Here is a 15,200-nt window from a genome sequence, read left to right as displayed (position 1 = left end):
GGAGCCCATGGCTCTGAGGCTATCATTCGGATGTTAGGAGGAAAAGATCCATGTCATCAAAGACTATGCTTCGCAAATGCGTCGCCGTCGCCAGCGCGGGACTGATCGCCGCGGGCATGCTGGGCGTCTCGTCCCTTCTCGTCGGCGCGGCTCCCCCGGAGAACCTGCTGAGCGGTTTCACCCTCAGCTCGTCGGATACCGAGAAGTATCAGGTAGATTCGGCGACCAACTCCATCACGGTCAACGATGCCGCCGAGCACACCGTCTACTTCAGCGGCGTCACCCTGGACAAGGACACGACTTATACCTACGAGTTCACCTTCCGCGCCGCCAGCGTCAGCAACTCGCCCCAGTTCCGCTTCCCCATTCGGGCGGAAGGCTTTCAAAGCGGCCAGTGGCTGTCCCTGTGGCCGGGGATGAATCAGGTGCGCCTGAGCACCGACTACTGGAGCAACAATGACGCCTCCGCCGGTTCCTTCACCTTCGCCGCCGAGACGGACTATCGCTTTAAAATCGTCTCGGAGCCGCAGAAGGCCTCCATCTACATCGACGATGTCCTGGTGCACGAAGCGGCTTTTGCCTCCCTGTATACCAACGGTCAGGTGGGCTTCGGCGGCTATAACCTGCCGGCGTACACCCTCAGCGGCGTTTCCCTGTCCAAACAGAGCGCCGAGCCGCCGGTGGAAAACCTGCTCGACGCCTTCACCCTCAGCGAACAGGACGACACGAAATACCAGGCCGACACGGCCAACCATGCGGTCAGCGTCAACAACGCCGACGAGCACACCGTGTATTTCAACGGCGTCGCCCTGGACAAGGACGCCACCTATACCTATGAGTTCACCTTCCGCACCACCAGCGTCAGCAACGCGCCCCAGTTCCGCTTCCCCATCCGGGCACAAGACCCTCAAAACGGCCAGTGGCTTTCCCTGTGGCCGGAATTGAACCAGGTGCGTCTGAGCACCGACTACTGGAGTAACAACAACGCCTCCGCCGGCTCCTTCACCTTTGCCGCCGAGACTGACTATCGCTTTAAAATCGTCTCGGAGCCGCAAAAAGTCTCGATCTACATCAACGACGCTCTGGTGCATGAAGCGGCCTTTGCCAGCGCCTACACCGACGGCAAGCTGGGTTTCGGCGGCTATAACCTGCCGGCCTATACCCTGAAAAACCTGTCGCTTACCAAGCAGGGCGGCGACGAGCCCGCCGGCGACAACCTGCTGAAGGGCTTCTCCCTGACCTGGGATGCCCACGACAAGTATAGCATCGACGCCGCCACCAACTCCATCACCGTCAAGGAGGGGGACGATCACGCCATCACCTTCGCCGACGTGGCGCTGGAGAAAAACGGGATTTACACCTACTCCTTCACCTTCAACATGAAGGGCGATTCGGTCCAGCTGCGCATGCCAATCCGCACCACGAATCCCAACGACACCGCTGCGGGCGGCCAGTGGATGGCCGACTGGTTCTCCTTAAATCAGCTCCGCCTAAGCGAGCACTACAGCGGCGATCCTTTCCTTGGCATCGGCACCAAGGAGCTGAAGCCCAACCAGGACTATCGGTTCAAAATCGTCACCGAGCCCACCAAGCTGACCGTCTACATCGACGGGGAAAAAATCGCCGAAACCGGAAACGACTTCCCCCTGGTGGAAAACGGCTCCATCGGCTTCGGCGGCTACGGCATGGCGGAATACACCCTCAAAAACCTGTCCCTCATCAAGACCGGCACGGCGGAAGGCCTGGTGGATGAGGCCGCTGTGCAGAACGCCATGACCCTCATCGACGCCATCGGCACCGTTACCGAGGAAAGCGGCCCGGCCATTGAGGCGGCCCGGAAGGCCTATGACGCGCTTAACAGCGACGAAAAGGCCCTGGTCACCAACTACGAAACCCTCACCGCCGCGGAAACCGCTTTTACCCAGTTGAGCGCATCGATCGATTACCGGTATTACGCCGTGAAGGCCAGCGAACTGATGGGCACCAACTATTGGACCAACAGCGTCAGCGCCACGCCGCTGAGCGGCGGCGGCATCCATTTCGGCTTCAAGGATTCCGGCACCAACATGCGGCAGGGCATCAACCGCCCGCTGAAGCTGGACGGCCTGCATCTGGAAATGAGCAATCTCCAGGTCACGGCCGGCGGCCAGATTGCTTTCTTCCTGGCCGATTACGACGCGCAGGAGGGCTATTCCCAGCTGCTGTACAACCAGGGCGCGCGGTATGTCCCCATGGCCATTATCCTGAACACCCAAACCGGCGCCATCGAATACGTGACGGTGGCGTTCGACTCCCCCGAAGCGACGGAAGGCACTCCCACCGTCCATACGCTGGCCAGCAGCGACAGCCTGAAGGCCGCGAATCTGGCGGGCAAGACCATCTCCATGCGCATGGCGGCCAAGAACGGCGGCTACACCGTCAGCATCGCGGGCGTCACCGGCACCATCACGGCGGAGATGCTGACCTGCTTGAACAAGCTGTCGGATTTCAACAATGCGTATCTGACCATCTGCGCCTTCGGCGACGCGGTGCACACCCTGTCCTTCGACCTGCTCAGCCTCCACGGCGGCAAGGAGACCTGCGCCGACGATCTGTCTAAGGAGGAGGCCGATCAGGTGGACGAGGTCATGGCTCTCATCAGTGCCATCGGCACCGTCACCAGTGAAAGCGGGGAGGCCATCCAGGCGGCGGAAGACGCCTTCGACGCCCTGTCCCATGTCCAGCAGGGCCTGGTGGGCAATAAGGACGTGCTGACGGCCGCCCGCGTCGTCTACGATCGGCTCACCTCCGACGGCGTGTATAAGGATCCGAACTACTATTCCATCACCACCGACGACCTGATGGGCACCAACCACTGGTCGAACAATCTCTCCTATGAGAACGTCACGGGAGGCGGCGTGCGTTTCACCTGGTTCAAGGCCGGCACCGACTACCGCGTGGGCGTCAATCGCCCCATGAAGCTGGACGGCCTCCACCTGGTGTTCGACAAGCTCTCCATCACCTCCACCAACAAATCCTTCGCGATTTATCTGGCGGATCTGTTCACCCACGGCTGGGCGGAGCAGTATTCCCAGCTGGCCGAGGGGCCTCTGGCCATCGTGGTGGATACCGCGCGGGGCCAGGTGCGTGTCGTGACCGACGCCGACCGCAACGGTACGCTGCTGATGGAAAGCGACAGCCTCAAGTACGAAACCCTGAGCAAAATCCCCTTTGATTTCAAAATCACCGCCAAGGGCGACGGCAGCTATACCCTGCGCATTCTGGACACCGAGGGCACCATCACCCCGGCCATGCTGGAAGCCGCGCCCAAGCTGACCAAGCTGAACGAGGTTTATCTGACCGTCTGCCCCTACGATTCCAGCGGTGCCACCAGCATGAGCTACAACCTTCTCGCCCTCCATGGCGGCGACGTGGTCTGCGCCGATGAAATGACGGACGCCATGCAGGCCAGCATCGACGGCGTCATCGCGGCCATCAAGCGGGTCTACAACGAGAAGGGCCAGATCGTTCCCGCCTCCGGCGCCCTGCTGGACGCCGCCTGGGACGCGTACAACGCTCTGGACGATCAGCTCAAGGCCCTGGTGCCCAACCTGAAGGATCTGGAGGCCGCCGACACGGTCTATGTCGTGGTCAGCGCCATCGAAAATCTCGGGGAAATCACCCTGGACAGCGCGGACGAAATCGCCTCTGTGCGCGGCGACTACAAGCTGCTCGGCGCGGTCAATCGGCCCCTGGTGGGCAACTACGATACCCTCAACGCCGCCATCATGAAGCTGTATCAGCTGCAAAAGGCGGCGAACATCGATAAAATCCTGCATGGCGGCGATTCCTCCGGCGACGGATCCGGTGGGAATGCGAACAGCTCCCCCGATACCGGCGAACGTTCCGCCCTGCCGGCCGCCGGCGCGCTGGCCATCCTGACCGGCACGGTCGTCCTGTCCGTCTGCCTGCTTGGCAAACGCACCCGCAGGGATCACTGAATGCCGCGTTCGGCGCATCAGAAAGGAGAGCAAGCCCTATGAAACGACCCTTTGTCTCGATGGCTGCGGTCGCGCTGCTCAGCGCCGCCTGCGTGCTCACTCCGCTCGCCTCGGCGGCGGAAGAGACGACAGCCTACATCGATAACTCCGCCCTCATTCCGAAAATCGTGGACGATTCCCAGGTGGTCATGGAGGATTCGGGTAACGGCCTCATGAGCCCCGATTGGGTGAAAACCCTGATCATTGGGGAAATCACCATCGCCCGCTGCACGCCGGAAGGCACCTTCCAAGCGGCGGTCAAGGTGCTGGATCACTACCAGGAGATGGGCATCAACGGCCTGTGGCTCACCCCTGTCTTCGACACCAGCCAAGGCACCGGCGGCCACTACGGCAACTTCGGCCCCCACACCGTAGATCCTGCCCTGACCGGCACGGAGGACTACGAGGAGGGCTGGGCCGTCGTCAAGGAATTCGTGAACGAGTGCCATAAGCGCAACATCCGCGTGTTTTCCGACATCATCACCTGGGGTGTGGAATGGAACGCCCCCCTGTACGTCGAAAAGCCCGCCTGGTTCGCCGGCGAAAACGCCTGGGGCGGCTACAGTTTCAACTGGAACAACGAGGAATTTGTCGAGTGGTTCAAGGTGCAATCACTGAATCTGATTACGAACATCGGCTTTGACGGCCTGCGCTGCGACTGCGAACCCAGCACCACCGGCTACGGCATCTTTCTGGATATCCGGGAACGGGCCTTGGCCGCCGGCCGGAAGGTCTGCATCTTCTCCGAAAACACCAACGAGCGCCTGCAGCCCGCCTACGATTTCGATGAGCATTCCAGCGAGAGCTTTACCTGGAACAACTGGGAAATGTACACCGAATACTACAACATCGTGGAATCGGTCAAGAAGGGCTACGGCCTGGGCACCAATTTCCAGGAAATCCTGGACGAATCCGGCACCGCCCGCTTCTACGCCTTCAACACCTCCTGCCACGACCAACCTTACACGGTCAAGGGCAGCCTGGTCAACTTCGGCTACCAATCCCTGCTGGCCCCCTTTATTCCCATCTTCTTCATGGGCGAAGAGTTCAACAACCCGCTGTACGGCAACTCCACCGCCTTTCTGACCCCTCTGCAGCTGGATTTGCTGGAACAGCCCGAAAACCGCGCCTTCTATGAAAGCGTCAAGGAAATCATCCGCATCCGCCGCACCTATCCGGAAATCTTCAACTACTTCCCGCAGAACCATCGGGAATCCAACATTTGCGAGGTGGAGGTCGTCGGCCTGGAAACCCTCACCGGCTACGCCCGGTACATGGACGGCAAGGGCATCCTGGTGGTCCCCAACAACAACGTCCACGATACCACCAGCCCCTTCACCATCCGCATTCCCTACGAAGACATGGGCATCCCGGAAAGCGCGGTGTACAAGGTGACCGACCTGCGCACCGGCAAAGAAATCGCCCGGGGCGATCGCATCTCCCTGTATGACTTCCAGGCCACCGTCGCCTACAACGATTTGGGCGTCTACATGGTGGAAGCCGTGACGGGCGCCGCCCCCGCGGCGAATGCGGCGGATGACCCGGCCGAAGCGCAGCCCCAAGCCGCGCCGGCCGGCCAGGAGGCCGCCGCGCCCCAGCAGGAACCCCAGACGGAACAGGCCGCTCAGGACAAAGCCCTGATGGCCGGCAACCAGGCCGCTCCCCTGCCGGGCGGCGCGGCGGCAGCGCCGGCCGCGGACACCAAGACGGGCGGTATCCTGCCCGTGATCCTCGTCGGTGTCCTCGGCGTATCCGGCGCGGCGGGCGCCTTCTTCCTGGTAAGAACCCGCCAGCGGCGGTGCGGCTGCTAACTATCGAAACGGGGCGGCCTTGGCCGCCCCGTTCCCCGCAAAGGAGAGACTCTGATGATCAAAAACCCGCTGACCTGCCTCGACCGGTACGACCCCTCCTGGGCGCTGGCACCGGTGTGGGAGGGCGACACCCTGTATAACGAAAGCGTCCTGCTCGTGGAGGACGCCGACGGCCGGGCGCAGGCCCCCCTGCTCTACCCGCCGGAGGAGATCCTGTCCGTGCGGGACTATACCTTGAAAACCACCTATACCCCCGGCAGGGACTGGAGCGTGTCCGACGGGCAAATCTGCCGCGTCCCCGGCTCCCCCCTCCCCTGCTTCCCCTATGAGGAGTTCTACTGCCTGAACAATCCGCCGGCCGATTCGGTGATGAACTACGCCTTCGGCCGGCATATCCTGGTGGGCCCCGGCCATGTGTTCCAACCCCGCGTCGTCAACGTGACTTATACCCACAAAGGCGCCTGGCGCTGGCAGAAACCGGCCTTTAAAGGCGACCGCCTGCCCCGCACCCTGGAAAAACTCCGCCGCGGCCAGCCGCTGACCTTCGTCTTTTACGGTGACAGCGTCGTTAGCGGCGACGAGGTAACCAGCTTTCTGAATCTGGAGCCTCATACGCCTATTTGGTCGGAGATGTTCTGCCGCCGCCTGGAGGAGGCCTACGGCTCGCCGATCCGCCTGGTGGACACCGCCGTGGGCGGCACCCGCATGGAATGGGGCCTGGAGCATTTGCAGACCGAGGTGGCCGATTACCATCCCGACCTGGCCGTCATCGGTTTCGGCAACAACGACCGGTTCTCCCCGGCGGAATACAAAGAGAAGTTGGCCGCCATGGTGGCCGACCTGCGCCGTACCTGTCCGGACACGGAAGTCATCCTGATGGATCCCCTGACCCCCAACCGCTTCATCGCCCGGGGAGACGACGGCTACATGTGGAACGTGTTTCAGCCCTATTACGCGCAGAAAAACCTGGAGCTGGAACAGGAGATTTCCGGCGCCGCGGCCCTGGAAATCAACCGTCCCCACCTGCAGCTGCAGGAAATCAAGCGTTTCCACGACATGACGGCCAACAACATCAACCATCCCAATGACTGGTTTTACCGCGTGGTGGCCCAAATCGCTTCTCGTCTGCTGATCCCCGGATAACCGAACGGCACAGCCTGTATCACAAACAGGCTGTGCCGTTTTTATTTTTGGATTAATTATATTAACATAAATATTAATATAATTAATTATTATATTGACATTTCTGATTTTTATGGTATAATAACCTCACGGCGTTCTCCAAAGCCTTGCAACACAAGCCTTTGGACGCCTGGGAGAACATTGAACCACTCCGAAACGGTCAAAGCCGTTTCGGACCAAGGAAGGCGCTGCGCCTTGCGCACCGCTTTGTGGTATAGTGATAACCAGAAAGGACGTGACGGTTTGAACAAGGTCATCAGCCGCTGCCCGGTGTGTAATCATGAGCTGACCGTGGCCAGGCTCCAATGCGATTCCTGCGACACAGTCATTGAAAATCACTTCCGGCTCAGCAAATTCGATTACCTCTCCGACGAAGAGCTGTATTTCACAGAAACGTTTATCCGCTGCCGGGGCAATATAAAGGAAGTGGAAAAGGAACTGGGGATTTCCTACCCCACCGTCCGTTCCAAGCTCGACGCCGTGATTAAGGCGCTCGGGTATGAGACCCGCGCGGACGAACAGACGGCGAAACGGGAAGAGATTCTCAAGGCCCTGGAAAACGGGTCGATTACGGTCGAACAGGCTATCGCCCAATTAAAATAAGTAAGGAGACGCATCATGGATGAGCAATTGAGAATTCTGAAAATGGTGGAAGAGGGCACGATTACGGCGGAACAGGGGGCGAACCTGATGGCCGCCATGCACATCGACCAGCCGCCCGCTGCCCCCGCGGCCAGCAGCTACGATAAAAAAATGTTCCGCGTGATCGTGGACAGCGAAACCGGCGACAAGGTCAAAGTGCAGTTCCCGGTAGGCGCCATAAAGAAGATCCTGAAGGCCACCGGTAAGCTGCCCATCCCGGAAAAGGATCTGCAGGGCGTGGATCTCTCGAGCATGATGGACGCCATATCCGAATGCCTGGACGACGAAATCGAAGGGGACTTTGTCAGCGTGGAGGCGGCGGACGGCACCATTGTCCGGGTATTCGTGGATAAATGACGCTATGAGAATACAGATCCGCACCAAGGATTTTCGGCTGAATCTGTCCGTGCCGGCCGCCCTGGTCGGCGGGGTGGTACGCGTCCTGCCCGACCGGCTGTTCGAGAGCCTGCGGGCCAAAACGCCGGAGCCGTATGACGTCCTGATAACCAAAGACGTTGTCCGGTCGCTGCTAAAGGCATGCCTGGATACCATAAAGGAAAACAAGGGCCTGGAAATCGTCCATGTCGAAGCGGCGGACGGCACGTTCGTCTCCGTCAAGCTGTGAATCACAAAACGAGCCGCCGGCTTTCCGCCGACGGCTCGTTTTCGTTTGCTTCGTAGGATCTTGTCCGTTTATTCCTGCGGCTCCGCCGCCGCCTCGCTGCGCTTGGGCGCCGGATTGCGGAGAATCTGCCGCGCCTGCCGGATTTCCGTCAGCTGACGCCCCAATGTCTCCTCTGCGCTGCGCAGCACATCCTCGGAAAACTCCTGCGCCCCCTTGCGCATTTCCCGCGCCTTCTGCTGGGACTGGCTCAGGATCTCCTTGGCCTTGGCCTGTGCCTGGCGTACCACTTCCTCGTGGGACACCATGCTGCGCGCCCGCTCCTCGGCGGTGCGGATGATTCCCTCCGCCTCCCGCTTGGCGGTGGCCACAATATCGGTGCGATCGGCCACGATGGCCCGGGCCTGCCGGATTTCGGAAGGCATGTTGCCGCGGATATCGTCGATAATGTCCCGCAGGTGATCCGCCTCGATGAGGCATTTCCCCCCGGAAAGAGGCATGCTCCAGGCCTTGTCAATCATATCGTCGATTTGATCCAGCAATTCATCAACGGTCATTTTCCTCATCCCTTCCAATCTTTTTCATGATGTCCGGCACGATGCAGGCCGGCACGAACTCCGAAATGTCGCCGCCCAGGCCCGCCACCTGCTTGACCAGGCTGGAGGACAGATACATGTTGTCCGCCGCCGTGGTCAGGAACACCGTTTCCGCCTCGGGGTACAGCTTTCGGTTGGTCAGCGCCATCTGGAACTCATACTCGAAATCCGACATGGCCCGCAGCCCCTTGACGATGACGTCGGCATGCCTCTGCCGGGCGTATTCCGCCAGCAGCCCGCCGTAGCTGTCCACCTCCACGTTGGAAAGCCCCGACGTGGCCCGCCGCAGGAAATCCATCCGCTCCTCCTTGTTGAACATCGGCTGCTTGGAGGAGTTGGTCATCACCACCACGATCACTTGGTCGAACAGCTGGGCCGCCCGGCGCACAATATCCAAATGCCCGTGGGTCACCGGGTCAAAGCTGCCCGGACATATCGCCACTTTCACGCTCATCATCCATTCCGTCACCCGCAGGTGAATTCGATATCCCTTTTGTTTTCACGGCAGGCAGCCTCGCGGTGCCGCCGACTTTTCAGTCTTCCTCCGGCTCCACCGTTTCCCAGCGGTACAGCCAGATATGCACCCGTCCGTATCGGTAAGTGCGGGCCAGCGCAAAATCTCCGACCCGTTCGGGCATCTCCTGCCCCGCGTCGCTTTCGCAGACGATCAGCCCGCCCCGGTTCATGTGCGGCGTCACCCGCTCGAGGGTGTCCCGCAGCAGGTTCGCTCCATACGGCGGGTCGAGAAACGCCACATCAAAGGAATCCCCCGGCCGCACCAGAAAGGAGGCCACGTCCTGCGCCACCGCCTGGGAGGCCTCGCTCAGCCCCGCGGCCTTGAGATTGCGGCGGATGACCTCCACCGCCGCCGGGTTGCGATCCACAAATACGCATCCCGACGCACCCCGGCTGAGGGCCTCGATCCCCAGCTGGCCGGAGCCGGCAAACAAATCCAGCACCCGCCGGCCCTCGATATCGAACTGTATGGCGCTGAACAGCGCCTCCTTCACCTTTTCGGAGGTGGGCCGGGTTTCCTCGCCGCTCAGGGTTTCCAGCCGGCGCCCCCTCGCGCTTCCGGTTATGATTCGCATAGCTTTGTATCCTGCCTGTCTTTCTCAATTCTCGGGCGGCCCGCGGCCTCCCAGCCCTAGAGCCGTCTGGCTCCGGCCTTATCTGTTTATTATCCCACGGCAGGCCCTCTGTGTCAAGCTTCCCTATAACTGCTTGTCCCGGTCGAGACTCGCCTGAGCCGCGGCCACCACCGCCGCCTCAAAGGCGTCCTTCTGCAGGGAACACACCCCCGCGATGGTGGTGCCGCCCGGCGAACAGACCTGATCGGCCAGCGCCCGGGGATGCTCCCCCGTCTCCTGGAGCAGCCGGGTGGTGCCCAGCACCGCCTGGCTCGCGATTTTCAGCGCCAGCGGCTTCGGGATCCCGAACTGTACCCCCGCCTGGGCCAGCGCGTCCACATACAGCAGCGTGTACGCCGGGGAACAGCTGGCAATCACCGAGAAAGCGGAAAACAGCTTTTCCTCCAACTCGATGACCTCGCCCACCGCCTCAAAAATCCGGCGGACCACCGCCTTGTGGCCCTCCTCCGTCAGCCGGTTGCCGCAGAAAGCGCTGATGGACTCGTTCACCTTGGCGTTGATGTTGGGCATCACCCGGATAAGCGGCAGCCCCTCGCCCAGCAGCTCCTCCAAAGAGGCCAACGTTTTGCCCGCCGCGATGGAAATCACCAGCGGCCGGCTGCGGTGCAGCGTCGCCGACAGGGCGGGCAGCACCGCGGGCAGCACCTGCGGCTTGACCGCCAGCACCAGGGTGTCCACCCCCGACGCCACCGATTCGCCCGACGGGCAGATGGTGATGCCGCAGTCCTCGTACAGCGCGTTCAGCTTGTCCTCGTCGGTGTCGTATACCCAGATGTTTTCTCCCCGGAAACCGCCGCCGGCCATCCCGCGGATGATGGCGCCCGCCATGTTTCCCGCTCCTACAAAACCAACGGTCATACCCGCCGCCCCTTTTCCTTATAAACTCTGCGTTTCTTCTATTTTACGCACATTGCCCGCCCTTGTCAAACGCTAAATCCCGCCGTCCGTCACCGTCCCGCGCAGGGATGGACGATGACGCCGGTCAGCTCCACCTGCGCGCAGAGATAGCCGTCCTTCATCGGCTCCTCCTTCGCGTAATCGGTGGATAAATATTTCTTATTGTCGTCCGCGAAGGTGGTGACCACCACCGTGTCCCCGCCCAGGGCGTTCTGCGCCATGACGCCGCCCACAAAATTGGCCCCGGAGGACACCCCGACCCCCAGGCCCAGCTGCTCGGACAGCATCCGCGCCATCCGCAGCGCGTCCCCGTCCTCCACCGATATCACCTCGTCCAACTCCTCCAGCTTCACAATGGAAGGGATGAACTCGTCGGAAATGCCCTGAATCCGGTGGCTGCCCACCTTATAGCCGGTGGACAGGGTGGGGGAATTGGCCGGCTCCAGAGGGAACACCTTGCAGGCCGGGTTGACCTGCCGCAGCCGCCGGCCGATGCCCATCACCGTGCCGCCGGTGCCCACGCCGGCTACCACCCCGTCGGCCCTCAGGCCGAGCGTCTCCAGCTGCTCCGCGATTTCCGCGCCGGTGTACAGGAAATGGGTCTCGGTATTGTCCTCGTTGGAAAACTGCCGGGGCAGGAATACCCCACCGCCCCGGGCCAGCTCCTCCGTCATGGCGATGGAGCCGAGAAAGCCCCCCTCCTCGCGGGAGACCAGGCGCACCTCGGCCCCGTAGCTTTCCATCAGGCGGATCCGTTCCATGCTCATCCAGTCAGGCATGTAGATGATGACATCGTGCCCCAGATACCGCCCCAAGGCCGAGAAGGCGATGCCGGTGTTGCCGCTCGTGGCCTCTATAATCCGATCGCCTGGCTGAATCGTTCCCTGCTCATAGGCTTTTCGCAGGATGTGAAAGGCCACCCTGTCCTTGATGTTGCCCGTCAGATTGTAGCTTTCCATCTTGGCGAACAGCCGCCGCGCCTCTCCCCGGAAGCGGTAGTGGATTTCCAGCAGAGGGGTGCGCCCGATCAAAGGGGCGATGCGATCGAATTGTTCCCGTTTCTCCTGTGTCATATGCGTTTCTTCCCTTCAAAAAGCGCCCAGGCGCGCCCCGATTTTCCGATATATATACAGCATATACGGCTCCGTTACATATTGTTCCAGCTGCCGCACGCTGACCCAGCGCACCCCGCTGTTTTCGTCCGTTTTCGCGGCCAGCAGCTGGTTCTCCGGCGCGGTCAACGCGTACCCCACCGACAGATGCAGATGGGCCGTCACATACCGCCCCTGCTTTTCGTGGCCCCATACCGGCAGAATGTCCAGCGACTGGATGGCGGGGCTCAGCGGCTCCGCCTCCCGGATGCCGGTTTCCTCCCGGGCCTCCCGCATGGCCGCCGCCAAGAGATCGGCCTGCCCGTCGGCATGCCCGCCCGTCCAGCTCCAGGCGCGGAACTGGTTGTGGAACACCAGCAGCACCTTGGTTTTGGCCGGGTTGAACACCAGGGCCGAGGCGGTGATGTGCGCCGGGTGCTCCCGCTGCAGCACCCCGTCCGCGTCCCGCCGGATGAATGCCAGTATCTGCCGCTGATCCGCCTCTTCCTGGACATTGCGCGCCTCGAACCGCCAGATATCCTCCTGGTAAGACACGGCCGCGCCCCCCTCTCCTGTATTCTTATAGTAGTATTATATATAAGCCAGAATCGCCCGGTATGCCTGCGTCAGATCGTCCAGCGTGGCGCGGCAGTTGGCCGGGCTGGTGGAGGGCAGCGGGATGGCCGGCCGCCCCGTAACCGGCAGGCAATAGCGGCGGTAGAGCGCCGCCGCCTTTGTGCCGGTGGTGAAAATCGCGCGGATGTCCGCCCGATCCAGTACCCGGCGCAGATCGTTTATCTCCGGCTGCCGGATGGAGCCGTCGTCCGCCCCTTCTATGGAACAGGCGCGCAGCACGTCCCACAGGGCGATGTGATGCCGCCGGGCGAACGCCAGGCGCTCCTGCGTGCCCGCGGGCGTCTCCTCTCCCCACAGCGCGGCCAGCACCCGCCAAAACCGGTTCTGCGGATGCGCATAATAAAAGCCCGCCTCCCGGGACTTGGGAGACGGCATGGTTCCCAACAGCAACACGCGGGATCCGGCGTCCGCCACCGGTTCCAGCGGATGAAGCACCCGTTCGATCATGTCCTCCGCCTCCTGTCTTTGAACCGCCGGCCGGCGTGTTCGCTCCGGTCAACCAATGGTATTCTTTGATTTTACACATTGTGGCCCCGGTTCGCAAGTCCTTTGACGGAAAAATCCGCAAAAACCAGACGTTGGCCTTATTGACAAAAGTCCGAAATCGGATTATAATACAGCCGTCCGATTTCGGACGAATAAGGAGGCGCTTTCATGCCGGAGAAACATACGGCCAGGCGGTTTTCAGAATACAACCGCATCCTCAAGGAAAACGATGAGCTGTACCGCAGCGCCGTCAAGACGATGGGCCTGCCCGATTGCGCTTTCTGGATTCTGTATACGCTGCGGGAAAGCAGCGAGACGCTGACGCAAAGCGACGTTTGTTATACCCTGTACCAGCCGAAGCAAACGGTTAACTCCGCCTTGAAAAAGCTGGCGGACGGCGGCTATATCGTCTTGAGCGAGCAGAAGGATCGCCGCAGCAAGCCATTGTCCTTAACCGAAAAGGGCCAAAGACTTGCTGAAAAAACGGTGGACAGGGTTATCGCCGCCGAGCACCGCGCTCTGGCAGGACTGTCGGAAGAAAAGCAGGATATTTTTATCCGGCTGTTCCGCCAATACACCGATTTGCTGCGTGACAGCCTGGCGGCTCTGAACGAGCCGTAACGGCCCCCTGCGGAAAACAACCGGCGGCGGGAACGCCCGACAGCATCCGCCTGTATAGAAATAGGTGACGAACATGACCATACAATTATCCGATCATTTTACATATAAGAAGCTGCTGCGCTTCTGCTTCCCGCCTATTGTGATGATGCTGTTCACCTCAATTTACGGCGTGGTTGACGGATTATTCGTATCCAATTTTGTTGGTAAAATCCCCTTTGCCGCCATTAATCTGGTGATGCCCTTTGTCATGATACTCGGCGGCTTCGGCTTTATGATCGGGACGGGCGGCAGCGCCCTGGTGGCCAAGACCCTGGGCGAAAACGATAAAGAGCGGGCGAATCGCTACTTCACCATGATGATACAGCTCACCCTGCTTGGCGGCGTCGTCCTTTCGGTTGTCGGCGTTCTGTTTATCCGGCCCATCTCTTACCTGCTCGGGGCCACCGATTCCATGATCGAGGACTGCGTTTTGTACGGTCGGGTGGTTCTGAGCTTCAACACGGCCTTTATGCTGCAAAATGTGTTTCAAACCTTTTTGGCGGCCGCTGAAAAGCCAAAGCTCGGCCTGGCGGCGACGGTTGCCGCCGGCGTAACGAATATGGCGCTGGACGCGTTGTTCATCGTCGGCTTCGGCTGGGGGGTGGCGGGCGCTGCTCTGGCCACCGGCCTCAGCCAGTGCATCGGCGGCATTCTGCCGCTCCTCTACTTTTTACGGCCGAACAGCAGCCTGCTGCGGCTGACCAAAACCAGGCCGGAGGGGACCGTTCTGCTGAAGGCCTGCGCCAACGGCTCTTCCGAGCTGATGACCAGCATATCGGGGTCGCTCGTCAGTATGCTGTACAATTTTCAGCTGCTGAAATTTGCCGGGGAAAACGGCGTGGCGGCCTACGGCGTCCTGATGTATATACAGTTTATTTTCGCGGCCCTTTTTATCGGCTACACAATCGGAACAGCCCCCATCGTGGGGTACCATTACGGCGCGGAAAACTATACGGAACTGAAAAACCTGCTGCGTAAAAGCGTGTGGCTGATGGGGATCGCCGGCGTGGCGATGATGGTGCTGGCGCAGCTTCTGGCTTTCCCTTTGGCCAAAATCTTTGTCGGGTACGACGCGGGGCTTCTGTCCATGACCCGGCACGCTTTTCACGTGTTCTCCTTTTCCTTTATCCTGGCGGGCTTCAATATTTTCACCTCCTCCTTTTTCACGGCGCTGAATAACGGCGGGATTTCGGCCATTATCTCCTTTCTGCGCACCCTGGTGTTTCAAACCCTTTCCGTTTTGCTTTTGCCGCTGCTGTTTGGCCTGGACGGCATCTGGTGGGCCATCACGGTGGCGGAGATTTTCGCCTGTCTCATTTCTGTGACCTTCCTGTTTGCCAAAAGGAATCAATACTATTATATGTGACGCTGCAAGCGGCCGAGAGCGTCCGCAAAAATACCCGCCAA

General features: G+C 60.7%; 15 protein-coding genes. 8 read left to right on the top strand and 7 right to left on the bottom strand.

Features of this window, described 5'->3' with window-relative positions; translation table 11 throughout:
- Positions 1-50: 50 nt before the first annotated feature.
- The 6 genes from ACSAMM_RS02110 (at position 51) to ACSAMM_RS02085 (ending at position 8,279) form a co-directional block, all read left to right on the top strand.
- On the top strand, positions 51-3,980 hold the full coding sequence (locus ACSAMM_RS02110) for a hypothetical protein (RefSeq protein WP_457789442.1): 3,930 nt from the start codon (positions 51-53) through the stop codon (positions 3,978-3,980).
- Positions 3,981-4,018: 38 nt separating this feature from the next.
- Complete coding sequence (locus ACSAMM_RS02105; protein WP_457789440.1) at positions 4,019-5,830, top strand: alpha-amylase family glycosyl hydrolase; 1,812 nt, start codon at positions 4,019-4,021, stop codon at positions 5,828-5,830.
- Between the two features lie 54 nt (positions 5,831-5,884).
- Positions 5,885-6,973, top strand: coding sequence for an SGNH/GDSL hydrolase family protein (locus tag ACSAMM_RS02100; RefSeq protein ID WP_457789439.1), 1,089 nt, complete (start codon positions 5,885-5,887; stop codon positions 6,971-6,973).
- Positions 6,974-7,255: 282 nt separating this feature from the next.
- Complete coding sequence (locus ACSAMM_RS02095) at positions 7,256-7,615, top strand: DUF2089 family protein (RefSeq protein WP_178723684.1); 360 nt, start codon at positions 7,256-7,258, stop codon at positions 7,613-7,615.
- 15 nt (positions 7,616-7,630) lie between these two features.
- Positions 7,631-8,011, top strand: a complete 381-nt coding sequence (locus tag ACSAMM_RS02090; RefSeq protein ID WP_178723682.1) for an SHOCT-like domain-containing protein — start codon at positions 7,631-7,633, stop codon at positions 8,009-8,011.
- Between the two features lie 4 nt (positions 8,012-8,015).
- A complete protein-coding gene (locus ACSAMM_RS02085) occupies positions 8,016-8,279 on the top strand; it encodes a hypothetical protein (protein WP_457789436.1) in 264 nt (87 codons plus the stop codon).
- A 68-nt stretch (positions 8,280-8,347) separates the two neighbouring features.
- On the opposite strand, the gene ACSAMM_RS02080 is transcribed toward ACSAMM_RS02085, so the two are convergent.
- The 7 genes from ACSAMM_RS02080 to ACSAMM_RS02050 all read right to left on the bottom strand — a co-directional run bounded on the left by ACSAMM_RS02080 (position 8,348) and on the right by ACSAMM_RS02050 (position 13,094).
- Positions 8,348-8,833, bottom strand: a complete 486-nt coding sequence (locus ACSAMM_RS02080; protein WP_178723678.1) for an ATPase — start codon at positions 8,831-8,833, stop codon at positions 8,348-8,350.
- Complete coding sequence (coaD, locus tag ACSAMM_RS02075) at positions 8,823-9,320, bottom strand: pantetheine-phosphate adenylyltransferase (protein ID WP_457789435.1); 498 nt, start codon at positions 9,318-9,320, stop codon at positions 8,823-8,825. The genes ACSAMM_RS02080 and coaD overlap by 11 nt, the downstream gene beginning before the upstream one ends.
- 85 nt (positions 9,321-9,405) lie before the next feature.
- Positions 9,406-9,963 carry a 16S rRNA (guanine(966)-N(2))-methyltransferase RsmD gene (rsmD, locus tag ACSAMM_RS02070; RefSeq protein WP_178723677.1) on the bottom strand — a complete coding sequence of 186 codons (558 nt, stop codon included), beginning with the start codon at positions 9,961-9,963 and terminating at the stop codon, positions 9,406-9,408.
- A gap of 123 nt (positions 9,964-10,086) precedes the next feature.
- On the bottom strand, positions 10,087-10,881 hold the full coding sequence (proC, locus tag ACSAMM_RS02065; RefSeq protein ID WP_457789433.1) for a pyrroline-5-carboxylate reductase: 795 nt from the start codon (positions 10,879-10,881) through the stop codon (positions 10,087-10,089).
- 89 nt (positions 10,882-10,970) lie between these two features.
- Positions 10,971-11,993, bottom strand: a complete 1,023-nt coding sequence (locus ACSAMM_RS02060; protein ID WP_457789431.1) for a PLP-dependent cysteine synthase family protein — start codon at positions 11,991-11,993, stop codon at positions 10,971-10,973.
- Between the two features lie 15 nt (positions 11,994-12,008).
- Positions 12,009-12,566 (bottom strand): NUDIX hydrolase, encoded by a 558-nt coding sequence (locus ACSAMM_RS02055; RefSeq protein ID WP_457789429.1) that lies wholly within the window; start codon positions 12,564-12,566, stop codon positions 12,009-12,011.
- 36 nt (positions 12,567-12,602) lie between these two features.
- Entirely contained in the window at positions 12,603-13,094 is a 492-nt protein-coding gene (locus ACSAMM_RS02050; RefSeq protein ID WP_457789427.1) for a DNA-deoxyinosine glycosylase, read from the bottom strand.
- Between the two features lie 207 nt (positions 13,095-13,301).
- On the opposite strand from ACSAMM_RS02050, the gene ACSAMM_RS02045 reads away from it, so the two are divergent.
- Together ACSAMM_RS02045 and ACSAMM_RS02040 are read left to right on the top strand one after the other, a co-directional pair.
- On the top strand, positions 13,302-13,754 hold the full coding sequence (locus ACSAMM_RS02045) for a MarR family transcriptional regulator (RefSeq protein ID WP_178724098.1): 453 nt from the start codon (positions 13,302-13,304) through the stop codon (positions 13,752-13,754).
- Positions 13,755-13,827: 73 nt separating this feature from the next.
- Complete coding sequence (locus ACSAMM_RS02040) at positions 13,828-15,159, top strand: MATE family efflux transporter (RefSeq protein ID WP_457789425.1); 1,332 nt, start codon at positions 13,828-13,830, stop codon at positions 15,157-15,159.
- Positions 15,160-15,200: the final 41 nt, after the last annotated feature.

The sequence above is a fragment of the Anaeromassilibacillus sp. SJQ-5 genome (assembly GCF_054108045.1).
The sequence above is the reverse complement of the archived record's forward strand: the minus strand, read 5'-3'. Positions and strand labels throughout refer to the sequence as shown.

Bases quoted from the DNA above. Each gene is read 5' to 3' on its own strand.
- ACSAMM_RS02110 (WP_457789442.1), top strand. From the start codon at position 51: ATGTCATCAAAGACTATGCTTCGCAAATGCGTCGCCGTCGCCAGCGCG.
- ACSAMM_RS02040 (WP_457789425.1), top strand. From the start codon at position 13,828: ATGACCATACAATTATCCGATCATTTTACATATAAGAAGCTGCTGCGC.
- ACSAMM_RS02085 (WP_457789436.1), top strand. From the start codon at position 8,016: ATGAGAATACAGATCCGCACCAAGGATTTTCGGCTGAATCTGTCCGTG.
- proC (WP_457789433.1), bottom strand. From the start codon at position 10,881: ATGACCGTTGGTTTTGTAGGAGCGGGAAACATGGCGGGCGCCATCATC.
- rsmD (WP_178723677.1), bottom strand. From the start codon at position 9,963: ATGCGAATCATAACCGGAAGCGCGAGGGGGCGCCGGCTGGAAACCCTG.
- ACSAMM_RS02090 (WP_178723682.1), top strand. From the start codon at position 7,631: ATGGATGAGCAATTGAGAATTCTGAAAATGGTGGAAGAGGGCACGATT.
- ACSAMM_RS02080 (WP_178723678.1), bottom strand. From the start codon at position 8,833: ATGACCGTTGATGAATTGCTGGATCAAATCGACGATATGATTGACAAG.
- ACSAMM_RS02105 (WP_457789440.1), top strand. From the start codon at position 4,019: ATGAAACGACCCTTTGTCTCGATGGCTGCGGTCGCGCTGCTCAGCGCC.
- ACSAMM_RS02050 (WP_457789427.1), bottom strand. From the start codon at position 13,094: ATGATCGAACGGGTGCTTCATCCGCTGGAACCGGTGGCGGACGCCGGA.
- ACSAMM_RS02045 (WP_178724098.1), top strand. From the start codon at position 13,302: ATGCCGGAGAAACATACGGCCAGGCGGTTTTCAGAATACAACCGCATC.
- ACSAMM_RS02060 (WP_457789431.1), bottom strand. From the start codon at position 11,993: ATGACACAGGAGAAACGGGAACAATTCGATCGCATCGCCCCTTTGATC.
- ACSAMM_RS02100 (WP_457789439.1), top strand. From the start codon at position 5,885: ATGATCAAAAACCCGCTGACCTGCCTCGACCGGTACGACCCCTCCTGG.